Origin of the sequence: Pseudoalteromonas maris (assembly GCF_049257235.1) — a bacterium.
Lineage (GTDB): Bacteria > Pseudomonadota > Gammaproteobacteria > Enterobacterales > Alteromonadaceae > Pseudoalteromonas.
Genome location: NZ_JBMMUF010000003.1, coordinates 227159 through 244649, shown reverse-complemented (window position 1 = coordinate 244649; position 17491 = coordinate 227159). Strand labels below are relative to the sequence as shown.

The 17491-nt window shown below is 45.9% G+C and carries 18 protein-coding genes; 17 read left to right on the top strand and 1 reads right to left on the bottom strand.

Going from position 1 to position 17491, the window contains the following annotated elements; all coding sequences use genetic code 11:
* The first annotated feature begins 1 nt into the window (after position 1).
* From tsaE to rplI, 17 genes are all read left to right on the top strand, one after another.
* Positions 2 to 472 carry a tRNA (adenosine(37)-N6)-threonylcarbamoyltransferase complex ATPase subunit type 1 TsaE gene (tsaE, locus tag AAEU32_RS06060; RefSeq protein ID WP_421969631.1) on the top strand — a complete coding sequence of 157 codons (471 nt, stop codon included), beginning with the start codon at positions 2 to 4 and terminating at the stop codon, positions 470 to 472.
* Positions 465 to 1805, top strand: coding sequence for an N-acetylmuramoyl-L-alanine amidase (locus AAEU32_RS06055; RefSeq protein WP_421969630.1), 1341 nt, complete (start codon positions 465 to 467; stop codon positions 1803 to 1805). The genes tsaE and AAEU32_RS06055 overlap by 8 nt, the downstream gene beginning before the upstream one ends.
* Positions 1806 to 1813: 8 nt before the next feature.
* Positions 1814 to 3637: a DNA mismatch repair endonuclease MutL gene (mutL, locus tag AAEU32_RS06050; protein WP_421969629.1), complete on the top strand. Its 1824-nt coding sequence runs from the start codon at positions 1814 to 1816 to the stop codon at positions 3635 to 3637.
* 5 nt (positions 3638 to 3642) lie between these two features.
* Positions 3643 to 4560 carry a tRNA (adenosine(37)-N6)-dimethylallyltransferase MiaA gene (gene miaA / locus AAEU32_RS06045; protein WP_421969628.1) on the top strand — a complete coding sequence of 306 codons (918 nt, stop codon included), beginning with the start codon at positions 3643 to 3645 and terminating at the stop codon, positions 4558 to 4560.
* An 81-nt stretch (positions 4561 to 4641) separates the two neighbouring features.
* A complete protein-coding gene (hfq, locus tag AAEU32_RS06040) occupies positions 4642 to 4902 on the top strand; it encodes an RNA chaperone Hfq (protein ID WP_421969627.1) in 261 nt (86 codons plus the stop codon).
* 18 nt (positions 4903 to 4920) lie between these two features.
* A complete protein-coding gene (gene hflX, locus AAEU32_RS06035) occupies positions 4921 to 6204 on the top strand; it encodes a ribosome rescue GTPase HflX (RefSeq protein WP_421969626.1) in 1284 nt (427 codons plus the stop codon).
* A gap of 145 nt (positions 6205 to 6349) precedes the next feature.
* The gene (hflK, locus tag AAEU32_RS06030) at positions 6350 to 7522 is read left to right on the top strand and encodes an FtsH protease activity modulator HflK (protein ID WP_421969625.1); all 1173 of its coding nucleotides are present in this window, start codon (positions 6350 to 6352) and stop codon (positions 7520 to 7522) included.
* A gap of 2 nt (positions 7523 to 7524) precedes the next feature.
* Positions 7525 to 8403, top strand: a complete 879-nt coding sequence (gene hflC, locus AAEU32_RS06025) for a protease modulator HflC (RefSeq protein WP_421969624.1) — start codon at positions 7525 to 7527, stop codon at positions 8401 to 8403.
* Between the two features lie 69 nt (positions 8404 to 8472).
* Complete coding sequence (locus AAEU32_RS06020) at positions 8473 to 8667, top strand: DUF2065 domain-containing protein (protein ID WP_421969623.1); 195 nt, start codon at positions 8473 to 8475, stop codon at positions 8665 to 8667.
* Between the two features lie 114 nt (positions 8668 to 8781).
* Positions 8782 to 10098 (top strand): adenylosuccinate synthase, encoded by a 1317-nt coding sequence (locus AAEU32_RS06015; protein ID WP_421969622.1) that lies wholly within the window; start codon positions 8782 to 8784, stop codon positions 10096 to 10098.
* 120 nt (positions 10099 to 10218) lie between these two features.
* A complete protein-coding gene (locus AAEU32_RS06010; protein WP_421969621.1) occupies positions 10219 to 10842 on the top strand; it encodes a tetratricopeptide repeat protein in 624 nt (207 codons plus the stop codon).
* Positions 10843 to 10919: 77 nt separating this feature from the next.
* A complete protein-coding gene (gene rnr, locus AAEU32_RS06005) occupies positions 10920 to 13361 on the top strand; it encodes a ribonuclease R (protein WP_421969620.1) in 2442 nt (813 codons plus the stop codon).
* A 12-nt stretch (positions 13362 to 13373) separates the two neighbouring features.
* Positions 13374 to 14108, top strand: a complete 735-nt coding sequence (gene rlmB / locus AAEU32_RS06000) for a 23S rRNA (guanosine(2251)-2'-O)-methyltransferase RlmB (RefSeq protein ID WP_421969619.1) — start codon at positions 13374 to 13376, stop codon at positions 14106 to 14108.
* Positions 14109 to 14294: 186 nt separating this feature from the next.
* The gene (rpsF, locus tag AAEU32_RS05995; RefSeq protein WP_105187948.1) at positions 14295 to 14636 is read left to right on the top strand and encodes a 30S ribosomal protein S6; all 342 of its coding nucleotides are present in this window, start codon (positions 14295 to 14297) and stop codon (positions 14634 to 14636) included.
* 18 nt (positions 14637 to 14654) lie between these two features.
* Positions 14655 to 14984 carry a primosomal replication protein N gene (priB, locus tag AAEU32_RS05990; RefSeq protein WP_421969618.1) on the top strand — a complete coding sequence of 110 codons (330 nt, stop codon included), beginning with the start codon at positions 14655 to 14657 and terminating at the stop codon, positions 14982 to 14984.
* A gap of 10 nt (positions 14985 to 14994) precedes the next feature.
* On the top strand, positions 14995 to 15222 hold the full coding sequence (gene rpsR / locus AAEU32_RS05985; protein WP_010386263.1) for a 30S ribosomal protein S18: 228 nt from the start codon (positions 14995 to 14997) through the stop codon (positions 15220 to 15222).
* 35 nt (positions 15223 to 15257) lie between these two features.
* Positions 15258 to 15710, top strand: coding sequence for a 50S ribosomal protein L9 (rplI, locus tag AAEU32_RS05980; protein ID WP_421969617.1), 453 nt, complete (start codon positions 15258 to 15260; stop codon positions 15708 to 15710).
* 934 nt (positions 15711 to 16644) lie between these two features.
* Here rplI and AAEU32_RS05975 read toward each other — a convergent pair.
* Positions 16645 to 17034, bottom strand: a complete 390-nt coding sequence (locus AAEU32_RS05975; protein ID WP_421969616.1) for a hypothetical protein — start codon at positions 17032 to 17034, stop codon at positions 16645 to 16647.
* Between the last annotated feature and the right edge of the window lie 457 nt (positions 17035 to 17491).

The following is a 17491-nucleotide window of genomic DNA, read 5'->3' as shown; positions in this document are numbered from 1 at the left end:
GATGAGTGACCACTTTGTCCAATTTTTGGCTGACGAATCAGCAACGGTTGCATTTGGCAATCAGCTTGCAAGTCTAGTTGCTCAGGGCGTGGTGATTTACTTATACGGTGATCTTGGTGCAGGAAAAACCACCTTAACGCGTGGTATCGTGCAGGGTTTTGGTCATCAAGGCAAAGTTAAAAGTCCAACATACACCTTGGTTGAACCTTATGAATTACCTGAGGTCAATATATATCATTTTGATTTATATCGATTAGCTGATCCTGAAGAACTTGAATTCATGGGGATCAGAGATTATTTTGATGATAGTGCCGTGTGTATTTTAGAGTGGCCTAGCAAGGGTGAGGGAGTGATCCCTCCTGCAGATTTAGATATTACTCTCAAGTACATAGGGGAAGCGCGAGAAGTCACTGTCGCTGCACGAACGCAGCGCGGCATTGACATAGTATTGAAGTTACAGGGCAATGCTTAAAACAATTACAATCGCAAGCAAGATAACTTTTAGTTGCATACTTTTTTTATGGGCCTGTATCGCCAGTGCTCAAAATAAAATAGAAAGTGTGCGGGTATGGCCGTCACCTGATAGCACTCGGGTTGTATTTGATATGACCGAGAAACCGGATTACAGCTTTTTTATGCTCAGTAATCCGCGCCGTCTCGTTGTAGATATCAACGATACAGAGCATCGCACCAACTATCCAAATATTGATAAAAACCATCAACTGATCAACGTCATTCGTTCGAGCACACCTAAGAAAAAAGGCTCAACGCGCATCGTGTTTGAGTTGCTCAAAGCCAGTAAGCCTGTGGTATTTTCACTTGCACCAACTGGGCCATATAAAGACCGCCTCGTTATAGATTTATATGACAAAAGTGACGGCCAACAAGTCCAAAAAGCACCCAAAAACCGCACCTTAGAAAAAGACCGTGACATTGTCATCGCCATCGATGCCGGCCATGGTGGTGAAGACCCTGGTTCGATTGGCCCCAGTGGCACCTATGAAAAAGACATCACCTTACAAATTGCAAAGCGTTTGCAGAGTCTAATTAATGCCGAACGCGGTATGAAGGCGCATATGGTGCGCAGTGGTGATTACTTCATCAAGGTGAATTCACGCAGTGCTAAAGCACGTGAGAAAAAAGCGGATTTCCTCGTATCTATTCATGCTGATGCATTCACCAGCCCACAACCACGAGGTGCGTCTGTATGGGTATTGTCGCTTCGTCGCGCCAATTCTGAAATTGGTAAATGGATTGAGGATAGGGAAAAACACTCAGAACTACTCGGTGGTGCTGCGGATGTGATTCGCGATACCGCCAGCGAAAAGTACCTCGCGCAAACGTTGCTTGATATGTCTATGGACCACTCCATGAAGACAGGCTTTAAAGTTGCAGAAGAAACCGTTAAAGAGCTGCGCAAAGTGGCGAAAATGCACAAACGTTATCCACAGGCGGCAAGTCTAGGTGTGCTTAAATCACCAGACATACCGTCTATTTTGGTAGAAACAGGGTTTATCTCAAACCCACAAGAAGAAAAGCTATTAAAATCTGCGTCACACCAACAAAAATTGGCGCAAGCGGTGTTTAAGTCTATCCGTGGCTATTTCCAGCAAAATCCGCCGGATGATTCGCTTTTTGCATCAATTAAAGCGCAAAACCCAACACGTCATAAAATTTCTCGTGGTGAGTCATTGAGTTTGGTGGCAAGCCGATATGGCGTTTCTATCAGTGCCATTAAACGCGCCAATAAGTTAAAGTCAGACACTGTATATATCGGTCAGGTGCTGACCATTCCCCGTACTTAAGAGAGTCTATGAGCATTGAAATATTGCCTGCGCGATTGGCCAACCAAATTGCAGCAGGCGAGGTAGTTGAGCGCCCTGCTTCTGTCGTCAAAGAGTTAGTGGAAAACAGTTTAGATGCTGGCGCCACACGGATCCGGGTAGACATTGAACGCGGTGGTCATAAACTTATTCGCATCACAGATAACGGCAGTGGCATTGCTAAAGACGAGCTCACGCTAGCGTTGTCACGCCATGCTACCAGTAAACTTAAGTCGCTCGATGATTTAGAAAACATTTGCTCATTGGGCTTTCGTGGCGAAGCGCTTGCCTCTATCAGCTCGGTGTCGCGTCTGACCTTAAAGTCTAAACCCGCAGACCAATCTGAGGCATGGCAGGCATTTGCTGAAGGGCGAGATATGGCGGTGCAGGTGCAACCTACTGCCCATCCGGATGGCACGAGTATCGAAGTCAAAGATCTCTTCTTTAATACACCAGCACGACGCAAATTTTTGCGCACTGAGAAAACCGAGTTCAGTCATATCGATGAGCTGCTCAAGCGCATTGCGCTGAGTCGTTTTGACATTGCATTGACGTTGACTCATAACGGCAAAGTTGTGCGCCAATATCGTCCAGTATCGCAAGAGCAAGCTGTAAAGCGTATCGCACAAGTTGCCGGTAAGGGGTTTGCTGAACAAGGCATGCACTTACAAAGTGGTGAGCAAGGTTTGTATTTGCATGGCTGGATAATGCCGCAAGAAGCGCAAACAGAGCCACAATACACCTACGTTAATGGTCGTATGATGCGTGACAAGTTAATACTGCACGCTATTCGTCAAGCGTTTGAGGAGCATGTCGGGGCCACCCATGTTCCGGCCTTTGTGCTCTATGTAGAAATAGATCCGCGCCAAGTGGATGTGAACGTTCATCCTGCCAAGCATGAGGTACGTTTTCACCAAGCACGCCTAGTGCACGACTTTATTTTGCAAGCGGTTAAGCAGTTGATCGCAACTGAGCGTTCGCTGTTTGAGCAGGAGCGCGCGCCCCAAGTTACCGAGCAGCCAAACTTAGGTGGCGATTATCCAAAATCGACTTTGCAACCATTAAGCTTTGGTAATGCCGCTGCATATGATTCGCATACGTCGTATTCACACAGCACAAGCCCACGTGGTGGAGCTGCCTCGAGCACAAGACACAACACTGCGCCTAGCACCAAGCCCAGTACTCAAAACATTGAGCAGGTAAATCGTTTTTACCAAGGTATTAGTGAGGTGCAGGCTCATCAGTTCACAGGTGTGGCGCAAACACGCGATGACGTTGAACAACAGGCTCGTACAGTTGAACTGCTGGCCTTGAACACGGGGCACTGTGCGTTCAGTGATAACGGCGAGTTGTATTTGAGTCATTGGCGCCATGCACTCATACCAGCATGGCAAATGCTATTGCATGATGAGGCGCAGCTACCTGGGCGAGCACTGCTATTGCCAGTGCGAGTTGCAGTCAATAAAGCAGAGAGTGAGCAGCTTTGTGCGTGGCAGTCATGGTTATCCGTGATTGGCTTCGAGCTCGATATTAATACTCAGCATGTGATGATCAAACGCCTGCCCAGCGCCTTGTATTCACTTGATGCTAAGACCCTCATAGATCAGTTACTAAAAGCATCGGCACAGAACACCGATGAGGAGCGCTTTTGGCTCAAGTGGTTAGCGCAACATGTGCCACAGAGCTACTTTGAAAGTAACGACTTCTTGAACTGGCAATTGCAGTTACAAAATTCCTCAGAGATTGTGCAGCACTTACAGAAAAAAGCCGTTAAAATAGACGTATCTGATTACCTCAAGCAAATAAGCGTTTAAATTCTGTGAGTTCACTGCCAGTTGTATTTTTAATGGGGCCGACTGCCTCGGGAAAAACCGATCTTGCAATCGACCTGTGCGAGCATTTTGACACTGAGGTGATCAGTGTTGACTCGGCATTAGTGTACAAAGACATGGATATTGGCACCGCAAAACCTAACGCCCAAGAGCTTGCTCGCGCCCCCCACCGACTCATCGATATTATAGATCCGGCCGAGAGTTACTCAATGGCGGACTTTCGTGCTGATGCGCTTAAACACATTAAAGAGCTGCATCAGCAGGGTAAAGTGCCCTTGTTGGTAGGTGGAACGATGATGTATTTCAAAGGGTTACTTGAAGGCTTATCACCATTGCCAGAAGCTGATGAGGCGGTACGTGCACAGCTAGAGCTCGAAGCTAACGAGTTGGGGTGGCCAGCGTTGCACAAGCAACTAAAGGAAATAGACCCTGACGCGGCTGCGAAAATTAATGAAAATGACTCACAACGAATTAATCGCGCACTAGAAGTGTATCGTATTTCTGGTAAGCCAATGACTCAATTGCAGCAAACTAAGGCGCCAGCGCTCGATTTTCCAGTCTTTCAATTTGCTATCGCACCGAGCGATCGTGCTGTTTTGCACCAGCGTATAGAAAAAAGATTTAAAATAATGCTGCAGCAGGGGTTTGAAAAAGAAGTTTTGTCCTTATATCAGAGAAATGATTTACATCCAGATTTGCCTTCGATACGTTGTGTCGGATATAGGCAAATGTGGGATTACATCGCCGGTGAAATTGGCTATGATGAGATGGTCTTTCGGGGCGTTGCTGCAACCCGTCAGTTAGCAAAAAGACAGCTAACGTGGTTACGCGGGTGGGATAACCTCACTTGGTTGGAAAGTGGGGATAAGCAAAACTTGCAACGTATTGTAAGTTCGCTAAGCTAATATTATTGGGACGTTTTTTTCTTTTTGATTGTGTTCCATATATAGTTAAATAATAACACCTAAAAACTAAGGAAAATAACAATGGCAAAAGGCCAATCGTTACAAGATCCATTTTTGAATGCGTTACGTCGTGAGCGTGTTCCAGTTTCTATCTTTTTAGTAAACGGCATCAAACTACAAGGTAAAATTCAGTCATTTGACCAATTCGTTATCTTGCTAGAGAACACAGTTAACCAAATGGTTTACAAGCACGCGATTTCAACCGTTGTGCCTGCTCGAACCATTAATTTCCATGGTGTGCAAGGGACAGATGCACCGGAGTCGGAAGAAGGGAATTATTAATTATTAGGAGCAGCTTGCTTGTTTGACCGTTATGAAGCCGGCGAACAGGCAGTCTTAGTTCACATCGAATTTCCTCATGAAGGTGATAGAGAAGACCTTCACGAGTTGGAAATGCTTGTGTCTTCTGCAGGTGTTAGTAGTTTGGCGATTGTGCAAGGCAGTCGTCAAGCGCCGCACCCGAAACTTTTCGTCGGTACGGGGAAGGCAGAAGAAATAGCTGAGATTGTCCAAATCCACAACGCAGATGTCATTATATTCAACCACGAATTAAGCCCATCACAAGAGCGCAATCTAGAACGAGTGTGCAAATGTCGCGTGCTCGACAGAACGGCGTTAATACTCGATATATTCGCTCAGCGTGCCCGCACGCACGAAGGTAAGTTACAAGTTGAACTTGCACAGTTGCGTCATATTTCTACACGCTTAATCCGAGGTTGGACTCACTTAGAGCGCCAAAAAGGTGGTATAGGCTTGCGAGGCCCGGGTGAAACGCAGTTAGAGACTGACCGTCGCTTGCTTCGTGCACGCATTAAAAACATTCTTAAACGCTTAGAAAAAGTAGCCAAGCAACGGGAGCAAGGTCGCCGCGCGCGCAACCGAAATGAAATACCGGGCGTGTCACTGGTGGGTTATACCAATGCGGGCAAATCAACTTTGTTCAACCGCATTACACAGTCGGATGTTTATGCAGCAGACCAATTGTTTGCCACACTCGATCCAACGTTACGCAAGTTAGAGGTGCCCGACATCGGGAGTGTCATTCTCGCTGACACGGTGGGGTTTATACGTCACCTCCCGCATGACTTAGTTGCTGCATTTAAAGCAACACTTACAGAGACGCGTGAAGCTGATTTACAGCTGCACGTGATCGATGCTGCAGATCCAAGGCGTAAAGAGAACATCGAGCAAGTACAAGAAGTGCTTGAAGAAATCGAGGCGAACGAAATTCCACAGTTGTTGGTGTACAACAAGATTGACCAACTTGAAGATGTTGAACCTCGTATCGATAGAGATGATGAAGGTCGTCCGCGTCGCGTGTGGTTGTCAGCCCAAAAAGGGCAGGGTGTCGAGCTACTGTCGCAAGCAATCAGTGAGTTGCTTGCTAAGCAAATGCTCAGAAATACCTTGTGCGTCCCACCGAGTCAGGGGCGTCTTCGAGGGGCGTTGTATAACCTTAACAGCATTAGCCAAGAAGCCTACGACGAACAGGGGAATTGGTTGCTCGATGTTAATGTGCCAATGAGCGAGTGGAATAAATTAAGAAAAGAAATCGGCGAACAAATCGACGGTTATCTTACTTAGGCATTGAAAATACGCTAAAGTAGCACCAGAAAACGATTTATTAGTCTGTTAGTCGTGCCGTTTGCCGACTAACTATGACAAACAAGGTAATGCTGATATACCATTACCCAGAATAACCAAATTTTAATAAATATGGAGTAGAGCTATGGCCTGGAACGAGCCGGGTAACAATGGCAATGATAAAGACCCTTGGGACAATAAAGGTGGTCGCGATCAAGGCCCACCAGATTTAGACGAGGTACTGAAAAAGTACAGTGATAAATTCGGTGGATTGTTTGGCGGCAACAAGGGTGGCAATAAAAGCGGTGGCCTAGGTGGGCCGGGTGCATTTTTTATCGTTATTGTTGCATTGATTATTTGGGGCCTCAGTGGCTTTTACACAGTAAAAGAAGCAGAGCGTGGCGTGGTATTGCAGTTCGGAAAGTTTGACCGAATTGCTGAGCCAGGTCTACGTTGGAAAGCAACTTTTATTGAAAACGTAATCCCTGTTGATATCGAAGCAGTACGCTCATTATCTGCATCTGGCTTCATGCTTACTGAAGATGAAAACGTTGTAAGTGTTGAGTTCGAAGTGCAGTACCGCGTAGTTGACCCATATCTATACAAGTACAGTGTTACTGATGCAGATCACAGCTTACAGCAAGCGCTAGACAGTGCGCTGCGCTATGTTGTCGGCCATGCAAAAATGGACCAAGTACTGACCACAGGTCGTGAAGACGTTCGTCAACGCACGCGTGAAGAACTGAACGAAATTATTGGGCCATATAACCTAGGCTTGATTGTTACTGACGTTAACTTCAAAGACTCTCGTCCTCCGGCGCAAGTAAAAGATGCGTTTGATGACGCGATTGCAGCGCAAGAAGATGAAGAGCGTTTCATTCGTGAAGCAGAAGCCTACGCCCGTGAGATTGAACCGCGCGCACGTGGTCAAGTAACACGTATGACGCAAGAGGCTGAAGGTTACCGTGAACGAGTAACACTAGAAGCACAGGGTGAGGTAGCGCGCTTTGAAAAGCTCCTTCCAGAATATGAAAGTGCCAAGCAAGTAACGCGTCAGCGTCTTTATATCGATGCTATGGAGCAGGTGCTAGGTAACAGCTCGAAAGTGTTGGTTGATGTTGAAGGTGGTAACAACATGATGTATCTACCGCTTGATAAAATCATGGAGCACAGCAATTCAGGTAAGAAAATGACCTTGCCAAACGCTAACTCAATCCAAGATTTACGTAACAAGCTAGGTGATAGTGCTTCAAGCAACAGCCAAGTCAATTCAAGCAATGACCGTTTTGCTAAAGACCGTTTTAATGGGGGACGATAATCATGAGAGTATTTAGTGTAATCCTCGTTGCTGCGGCAGTGTTGTTATCGTTCTCATCAGTATTTGTGGTACCAGAAGGCCAGCGCGCTATTGTGTTGCTGTTCTCTAAAGTACAAAAGGACAATGCTGATAATGCAGTTGTATATGAGCCAGGTTTGCATTTCAAAATGCCATTCGTAGCTCAGGTGCGTCGTCTTGACGCGCGTATTCAAACACTTGACGGTACGCCGGATCGCTTCGTAACAAGCGAGAAAAAAGACTTAATCGTGGATTCTTACGTTAAGTGGCGTGTCGATGACTTTAGTGACTTTTATCTACGTACTCGTGGCGACAAAGTGTATGCTGAAACGCTACTAGAGCAAAAAGTAAACAACGGCCTTCGTACTAACTTCGGTGCACGTACAATTCGTGAAATTGTATCTGGTGAGCGTAGTGAGCTAATGGCAGATGCCTTGGTTCAAGCGTCAGAGAGTGCAAAAGAGCTTGGCATTGAAGTGCTTGACGTGCGTGTAAAGCAAATTAACTTGCCTGATGAAGTAAGTAGCTCAATCTACCGTCGTATGCGTGCAGAGCGTACTGCAGTAGCGAAAGAGCACCGTTCAGAAGGTCAGGAGAAAGCTGAAAAAATCAGAGCAGATGTCGATCGTCGTGTTACCGTTATGTTGGCTGATGCTGAGCGTAATGCTCGTTCAGTACGCGGTGAAGGTGATGCCCAAGCTGCTAAAATTTATGCGGATGCGTACAACAAAGATCCTGAATTCTTTAGCTTCTTACGTAGCCTTGATGCGTATAAGAATACCTTCAAGGATAAACAAGACGTCATGATTATTGAGCCTGATAGTGACTTCTTCAAGTACATGAAGAACGCATCTGCGCAATAACATATAAATGTAGAAAAGCCCTGAGTCGAAAGTCTCGGGGCTTTTTTTTGTCAACATTGGAGAAAATCAATGACGTGGCAAACAGTTCTCAGTGCATTTGCACTGATGTTGATATTTGAAGGGCTTGGGCCAGCACTGTTTCCAAATAAATGGCGAGCAACCATGTTACAACTTGCAGCAACGCCAAAAGGGATGTTGAAAAAAATAGGAGTTGTACTGATCGTACTCGGAGCGCTGTTATTTCACGTAATTCAGTCGCTGTAGAGCACTGAGCAGAAAGTAAAAAATTCAATAGCAGAAAAAATAGCCAAAACGGGGTGATCTGGGGTGTGCTTTTCTGATAAAATCTGCGCCTAATTTTTTCTAAGTGAATTTGCAATGGGTAAAAACGTCGTTGTATTAGGCACCCAGTGGGGTGACGAAGGGAAGGGGAAGGTAGTAGACCTTCTTACAGATAAAGCATCATTAGTAGTACGCTACCAAGGTGGTCACAATGCTGGTCACACGCTAGTGATCAATGGTGAGAAAACCGTACTGCACTTGATCCCATCGGGTGTACTGCGTGACAACGTTAAATGTATCATTGGTAACGGTGTAGTACTTGCACCTGACGCATTGATGAAAGAGATCGGCATGCTTGAAGAACGTGGCGTACCAGTGCGTGAGCGTCTGCTTATCTCTGAAGCGTGTCCTCTAATTCTGCCTTACCACGTAGCACTTGATGTTGCGCGTGAGAAAGCACGTGGTTCTAAAGCAATTGGTACGACTGGTCGTGGTATCGGTCCTGCGTATGAAGACAAGGTTGCACGTCGTGGTTTACGTGTAGGTGATTTGTTCAACCCAGAGCAATTTGCTAACAAGCTACGTGAAATTCTTGAGTACCATAACTTCACATTAGAAAATTACTACAAAGTAGAGCCAGTTGACTTCCAGAAGACATTCGATGATGCAATGGCAGTGGCTGAAATCCTTAAAGCGATGGTTGTTGATGTTACCGAAATGCTTGATCAAGCACGTGTTAACGGCGAAAACATCCTATTTGAAGGTGCTCAAGGTACACTTCTAGATATCGACCACGGTACATACCCATATGTAACGTCTTCAAACACGACCGCTGGTGGTGTAGCGACAGGTGCTGGTTTTGGTCCACTTAACCTAGATTACGTGTTAGGTATCGTTAAAGCATACACAACACGCGTAGGTTCAGGCCCATTCCCAACTGAGCTGTACGATGGTCTTGATAAGCAAGATCCAGTGGGTAAGCACTTAGGTGAGAAAGGTCATGAGTTCGGTGCGACCACAGGTCGTCTGCGCCGTACAGGTTGGTTTGATGCGGTAGCAATGCGTCGTGCAGTGCAAATCAACAGTATTTCTGGTTTCTGTATGACTAAACTAGACGTACTTGATGGTATCGAAACGATTAAGATCTGTACTGGTTATCAGCTTGAAGACGGCACTGTAACTAATGTGACTCCGCTTGCAGCTGAAGGCTACGAGAAAGTAACACCAGTGTACGAAGAAATGCCAGGTTGGAGCGAGAACACATTTGGTGTAACACGCGTTGAAGACCTACCAAAGGCAGCAATCGACTACATCAAGCGTATCGAAGAGATCACAGGTGTTCCTGTTGATATCATCTCTACCGGTCCTGACCGTGTTGAGACAATGATTGTACGCAACCCATTTGGTGAATAATCATCAAGTGTGTTAGAAAAAAAGCTGCTTCGGCAGCTTTTTTTGTGCCCCAAAACTCAAATTGTGGCACTGCATTTGCTATAACATCATAAGCTAGATCGAAAGTGTCAAAGGAGCGTCATGCGTTTATTACTTACCAGTTGTGTACTTTTAGCCAGCATGATAGGTGCAGCCAAAGCGGCTGAGCCCATTGAGGCTGTGCAACTTTACACCCAAGATGAACTGGTGAAATTAATACGTAAAAATGCGCACCTACAACGCATCAAAGACGATGATTGCCAGCTCGTGCAAGATATTGCCGCTCGTGCCAGCAAAATGGAGCTACCCGCATATCAATTTTTATATGGCGATATGTTGGCTTATAACGTGTGTGTTGAGCGCGACGTAGAGCTTGGGGTGTACTATATGCGCCAAGCCGCAGAGCAAGGTTTGGCAGAAGCACTTGAACAACTGGGCCGCTATTACGACACCGGGCGCTTGGTACAAGCAGATAAAGCCATGGCGATTGTTTACCTCAGAGAAGCATCTGCACAAGGTAACCTACGGGCGCAAATGCGTTTAGTGAAACTTTACAATCAAGGCTATGGCAGCCCGCAAGATTATGAAGATGCGTATCGTTGGCTGTTTCATTCAACCGTTGTTGATAAAGCCACGCACAAGCAAATCAGCCAACAGCTGGCTGCATTGGGTAAGAAAATGCCAGATTCAGTGGTTGCCAGAGCACGATTGCCGCTAGATAATTAAACTTTAACAGTAATTTGCTGTTGCCTTTGGGCTATATGGGTTAAAATAACAGCATAAATCATAGTTTAAGATAGTGAATGACCAAACAGGATCCAAACCTCGAAAGAGAACAGGAAAAATACGAAAACCCCGTCCCCAGCCGAGAATACATTCTCGACCACATAAAGAAACGCTCTAAACCCGCCACTTTTAGCCAACTTTGCAGTGAGCTTGATGTGTATGAAAGCGACCGTCAAATTGCTTTCAAACGTCGTCTTCGTGCCATGGAGCGCGAAGGGCAGGTGCACTTTAACAAGCAAAAATGTTATGTCATCCCCGATGATGACGGCTTAGTGAAAGGTAAAGTGATCGGCCATCGAGATGGTTTTGGTTTCTTACAAGTAGAGGGTGAGCCAAAAGATTGGTTTATCGCTCGTCATCAAATGAATGCAGTACTGCATGGTGATGTGGTGTTAGCTAAAGCAGCATCACGTGGGCAAGGCGGAAAAGTTGAAGCGCGTATCGTCAAAGTACTAGAAGGTGAACGCGCGCCGATTATTGGTCGTTATTTTGTTGAACATGGCATGGCTGTTGTGGTGCCTGAAGACCCGCGCATTACCCAAGATATCATTATTTTACCGGGTGCTGAGAAAGGCGCACGGCACAACCAAATGGTGCAAGTGCAGATCACTCAGAGTCCGACTCGTCACATGAATGCGGTGGGTAAGATAACGGAAGTACTCGGCGAGCATTTAGCCCCGGGGATGGAAATTGAGGTCGCACTTCGTAATCACGAAATTCCCCATCAATGGCCTGAAGAAGTAGAGCGCCAAGTAGCCCCGTTGGGTGAATTTGTTGAAGAAAAAGACAAGCAAGGACGTGTAGATTTACGTCATTTACCCCTTGTGACCATTGACGGAGAAGATGCCCGCGACTTTGATGACGCAGTGTTTTGTGAGCGCAAAACCTCTGGTGGTTGGCGCTTGTGGGTGGCGATTGCTGATGTTTCTCATTACGTACAAAAGAATTCACCACTTGATAAAGAAGCGATTAATCGCGGTAACTCGGTGTACTTTCCAGAGCAAGTGATCCCGATGCTGCCCAAGGTGCTCTCTAACGGCTTATGCTCGTTAAACCCAAGGGTTGACCGCTTATGTATGGTTGCAGAAATGACCGTGTCAGATTCGGGCAAGTTGTCTGGCTATCGTTTCTACGAAGCGGTAATGAATTCACATGCACGTCTTACATACACCAAAGTGCACGCTATTTTAGAGGGTGACGAGCGCCTGCGCGAAGAATACGCACCATTAGTGGGTCACTTACAAGACTTACAGCAAATGTACATGACGCTTAAGTCTGCTCGCCAGCAGCGCGGAGCGATTGAGTTTGAAACGCTTGAGACACGCTTTGTGTTTGATGCGCACCGCAAGATTGAATCTATTGTTCCTGTGGTACGTAACGATGCTCACAAGCTCATTGAAGAGTGTATGATCCTCGCCAATGTGGCAGCAGCACGTTTACTGGAAAAACATGAAGCGAGTGCGCTGTATCGTGTGCACGATGAGCCTGACGCAGAAAAAATGTCTCACTTTAGGCAATTCCTCGGTGAGCTAGGGGTTGAAAATCCATTTGGTGAATCTCCTGAGCCAGGTGAGATTACCTCTGCAATTGATAAATTGGCTGATCGTCCAGAGATTGAACTCATCCAAACCATGTTACTGCGAGCTATGAAGCAGGCAGTGTATCAAGCGGATAACATTGGTCACTTTGGTTTGGCATTGCCAGCCTATGCGCACTTTACCTCGCCTATTCGTCGATACCCTGATTTGGTGGTACACCGTGCTATTAAGGCGATTTTAAAGTCACAAGGTCAGCAAACCAGTGGTGAGTATGAATACACAGCTGATGAAGCCGATCAGCTTGGTGAACAATGTTCAATGACCGAGCGCCGCGCTGATGATGCTACTCGTGAAGTGGCCGATTGGCTCAAATGCGAATACATGCAAGACCATGTGGGTATGCAATTTGGTGGTGTGATTTCGTCGGTCACCAACTTTGGCGTATTTGTACGCTTAGATGACCTGCAAATTGATGGTCTTGTGCATATTGCGAGTTTAGGCGATGAGTACTATCACTATGATGGTGCAAAACATTGTTTGGTTGGTGAGCACACCAACAAGGTATATCGCATGGGTGATAAAATCCGTGTGCAGGTTGCTTCCGTATCATTAGAAGAACGCCGCATAAACCTTGTCCTTGCAAGCGATAGTGAAGACCGTTATAGCCGTCGCCGTGCTGCTCCTTCCGTACGTGAGCAATTAAAAGCAGGCAATATTCCAGGGCGTGATAAAAAGCCGAGATCAGGTGCTAAGACAGCAAGCGGTTCAGCCGATGACAAGCCGCGTGGCAAGTCAGGCAAAGGCAAGTTTAAGAAGAGCGCCGACAAGAACAAAAAGGGGGCCGTGGCAAAAAAAGCCAAGGCCAAGAGCACAAAGAAAAAGTCTCGTGCAGGTAAAAATGCACGTAAGAAAGCAAAATAGTAGAGAGTGTTTGTGAGTAACGAACTGATTTTTGGCTTCCACAGTGTAGAGGCCATTCTAAGTAACGAGCCAGAGCGCTTTTTAGAGATATACGCACTAAAAGGTCGTGAGGATAAACGTCTAAATGGCGTTATCAACCAGGCTCGTAAATTTGGTATTTCCATCCAGTTTATGCAGCGCAAAGCGCTAGATGACAAAGCTAAAGGTGAGCAACACCAAGGTATCATCGCTCGTGTGCGCCCAGGTAAGCAATATACAGAAAAAGACTTGGATGACATCATCAAGCGTGAAGACACCCCATTTTTATTGGTACTTGATGGGGTGACTGATCCGCACAATCTCGGTGCGTGTTTGCGCAGCGCCGATGCGGCGGGTGTACATGCCGTGGTCGTGCCAAAAGATAAATCAGCCAAGCTTAATGCAACCGCTCGCAAAGTTGCCTGTGGCGCAGCTGAAACAGTGCCACTGGTGCAAGTAACAAACCTTGCACGTACTTTGCGTGAGATAAAAGATGCTGGCGTATGGGTAGTGGGCACAGCAGGTGAAACAGACACGACGTTATTTGAAGCAAACCTCACAGGCCCAATTGCGGTAGTAATGGGAGCAGAAGGTGACGGTATGCGCCGCCTTACTCGCGAACACTGCGATGTATTAGTAAAAATCCCGATGGTTGGTACGGTTTCAAGCTTAAATGTGTCGGTGGCCACGGGTATTAGTTTGTTTGAAGTGCTCAGGCAGCGCTCATAAGTACAGAAAATTGTATCTAGCCCGCATTCTCGCGGGCTTTTTTGTGCTTGCGACGCACAAATTAAGTTGATTAATTCATCAACAATACGTAGAATACGCGCTCATTTCGACCTTTTAACTTTAATTCCTTGCCTTAAACCGAGTGGTCGAAACGGTGGAAGGCTATATTAACCGTAAGGAATACCCATGCGTCATTACGAAATCGTATTCATGGTTCATCCAGATCAAAGTGAACAAGTAGCTGGTATGATCGAGCGTTATACTGGTTCTATCACTGAAGCTGGCGGTAAAATTCACCGTCTAGAAGACTGGGGTCGTCGTCAACTGGCTTACCCAATCGAAAAGCTTCACAAAGCACACTATGTTCTAATGAACGTTGAAGCACCAACTGAAGTAATCAACGAGCTTGAAACTTCTTTCCGCTACAACGATGCAGTGCTACGTAACCTAGTTATGCGCACTAAAGATGCAGTAACTGAAGCTTCTCCTCTTGCAAAAGAAGAGAAAAAAGAAGCTGCTGAAGCTTAATCGTTCTGCGTGGTTGTAATGGCTGATTCGCCAAGTGAGCTTGCGCTCAACTTAGTCGAAATTGGTGGCATTATTTGTAAAGCCCCTAAGTTCAGTCAAAGCCCAGCTGGTGTACCACATTGTATCTTCGTGCTAGAGCACAGATCGATACAATTAGAAGCGCAGCTTAACCGACAAAGTTATGTTCGCATCCAAGTGGTCGCAAGTGGTAAAGAGCATCAACCTGCAACAGAATATTTGCAAGTTGAGCAACAAGTACGAGTACGGGGATTTTTAAATCGCCACCAAGGCCGAAATGGCTTGAGTCAACTGGTACTGCACGCTCAGCAAATTGAAAGAATTAATTGAGGAAAAACTCATGGCACGTTACTTCAGACGTCGTAAGTTCTGCCGCTTTAAAGCGGAAGGCGTACAACAAATCGATTATAAAGATCTAGCTACTCTTAAAAACTACGTTACAGAAAGTGGCAAAATCGTACCTAGCCGTATCACAGGTACTAGCGCTAAGTATCAGCGTCAGCTAGCAACAGCTATCAAGCGTGCTCGCTACCTAGCCCTTCTTCCATACACTGACTTACACAAGTAAGCAGCGGATTAACAGTTTTTAAAAGGTGTAGAGACATGCAAGTTATTCTACTAGACAAGATCGCAAACCTAGGTGGCCTAGGTGACCAGGTTTCAGTTAAATCTGGTTTCGCACGTAACTTCCTTTTCCCTAAAGGTAAGGCAGTTCCTGCAACTAAAGCTAACATCGAAACTTTCGAAGCACGTCGTGCTGAGCTTGAAGCTAAAATCGCTGAAGAGCTAGCAGCTTCACAAGCACGCGCTGAAAAACTTGAAGCACTTGCAGAAGTGACTCTTGTTTCTAAAGCAGGTGACGAAGGTAAGCTATTTGGTTCAATCGGTACTCGTGACATCGCTGACGCGATCTCTGCAACTGGTATCGAAGTATCTAAATCAGAAGTTCGCTTACCTACCGGTACTATCCGTGAAACAGGTGAGTTCGACGTAGCAATCCAGGTTCACGCAGAAGTTACTGCAACTATCAAAGTGATCGTTATTGCTGAAGCTTAATCGCTGATTAGCTTTATGTGAAAAACCGCGCCAAGGCGCGGTTTTTTTATGCCTGTTTGTAGGTCAATGCTGTGGGCAAGGGCGATACCTGCAGGTCAGGTTTCAACCTGACGATGTTGTAGGGCACCCGAGAATGCGGTTGTAGGTCGGTGCTTTGCGCCCACAAGGGTGCTCTTGGCAAGATTTTTGTCGGGCCGCCGACAGCGGTGATTACTGATAGATTTTGTCGCGGTGGCGACGACACCCAAAGGGGGAGTGATTCGACTCCCCCTCTGGAAACCCCGCGAACCCGTGATTCGCCCATGCTTACGAACTCAGGTTTTTGTTAAACGCTGCGTTTAGTCATCGAGACGATTTAACAGCACATCCCTGTACTGGTAAATCTAGCTCGGCGTCGTGCCTCGCTCTCGATGACACACTCCACAACAAAAGCCGATTTCTCCAGCGCGAATCAAAACGGGAGAGGGTGATACCTGTGGGTTTGGTTGTCTATCTGTTGGTAATGCTCATTTAGGTCGGTGCTTTGCGCCGACAAAGGTACTTTTTTTGGATAGTTCTTGTCGCGTTGGCGACTGCAACCAAAGGGGGAGTGATTCGACTCCCCCTTTGGAAACCCCGCGAACCCGTGATTCGCCAATGCTTACGAACTCAGGTTTTTGTTAAACGCTGCGTTTAGTCATCGAGACGATTTAACAGCACATCCCTGTACTGGTAAATCTAGCTCGGCGTCGTGCCTCGCTCTCAATGACACACTCCACAACAAAAGCCGATTTCTACAGCGCGAATCAAAACGGGAGAGGGTGATACCTGTGGTTTTTGATAGTCTGGTTTGTGCCATTAGCGGACGATGTAAGCCGCAATTTGCGGCAAATTTTTTTAGAGTGAAGCGCGTTAATTTGCCCAGTCAATTTGCTGGCGTTGCAATGTTGTCTTATTAGATGTTTCCTAAGAGGCACATCCCAAAGTTTTCTTCTAGCATCCTTTGGCATTGCCCGATATACATTTTAGACTGATGCTCTGGTGACAAGTACACGTATTGGTCATTCTCGCCGTTAATATGTTTTATGGCGTTCTTAGGGCTATTAAATCTCTTCAGAGCATCTTTTGGTTTTGAGAAAAATGAAGGGTTCGAATCGTGGAAATCCTTCATCATTTCTTTGAGGTTTCGATGCGCCCCTTTAAAACCATTTATTTCGCTTAGACCAGACAATAGTTCAGATGCGGCTGCCGCTAGATGAAAACTCGAAATATAGTGACCACCTAAATGCATTCTTATTGTATCTTCTAGCATTTCAATTGCTATATCGCCTTTATGAATTTTCATGCAAATACCTATGCTGCGCCTCTCTTAACTGGCGCAAAAGAGCAGGTTAAAATTAGTGACGAAGGAGCATAAGCCTGCTGTATTGCATCCTTGGTTCAAGTGTTTGTTAACTAGCCGCAAACACGTATTTGCGGCCTAAATAAATAAAATGAACAGCAACAACTATAGGTATAAGAAGCCAAGTGAATTCGATATCTATACCTGTTATAAATGCAAACCCAAAAATAGAACAAAAGCCGCACATTATAAATAGGCGTAATTTTTTAACAGAGAAAAAATACCTATTAGGCTCAAGAATATGCATTAAGATGGAGATAATCGCGAGCATACCTAAGAAGCCTCCTAGCTCTATAACTAGCATAACCAATGCCCCATAATAACCATCTAATATACCCATAATTGCGATGGGAACAGTGATCAAGCCTAGCCCTAGCAATATGACTAAGGGACCAAATCC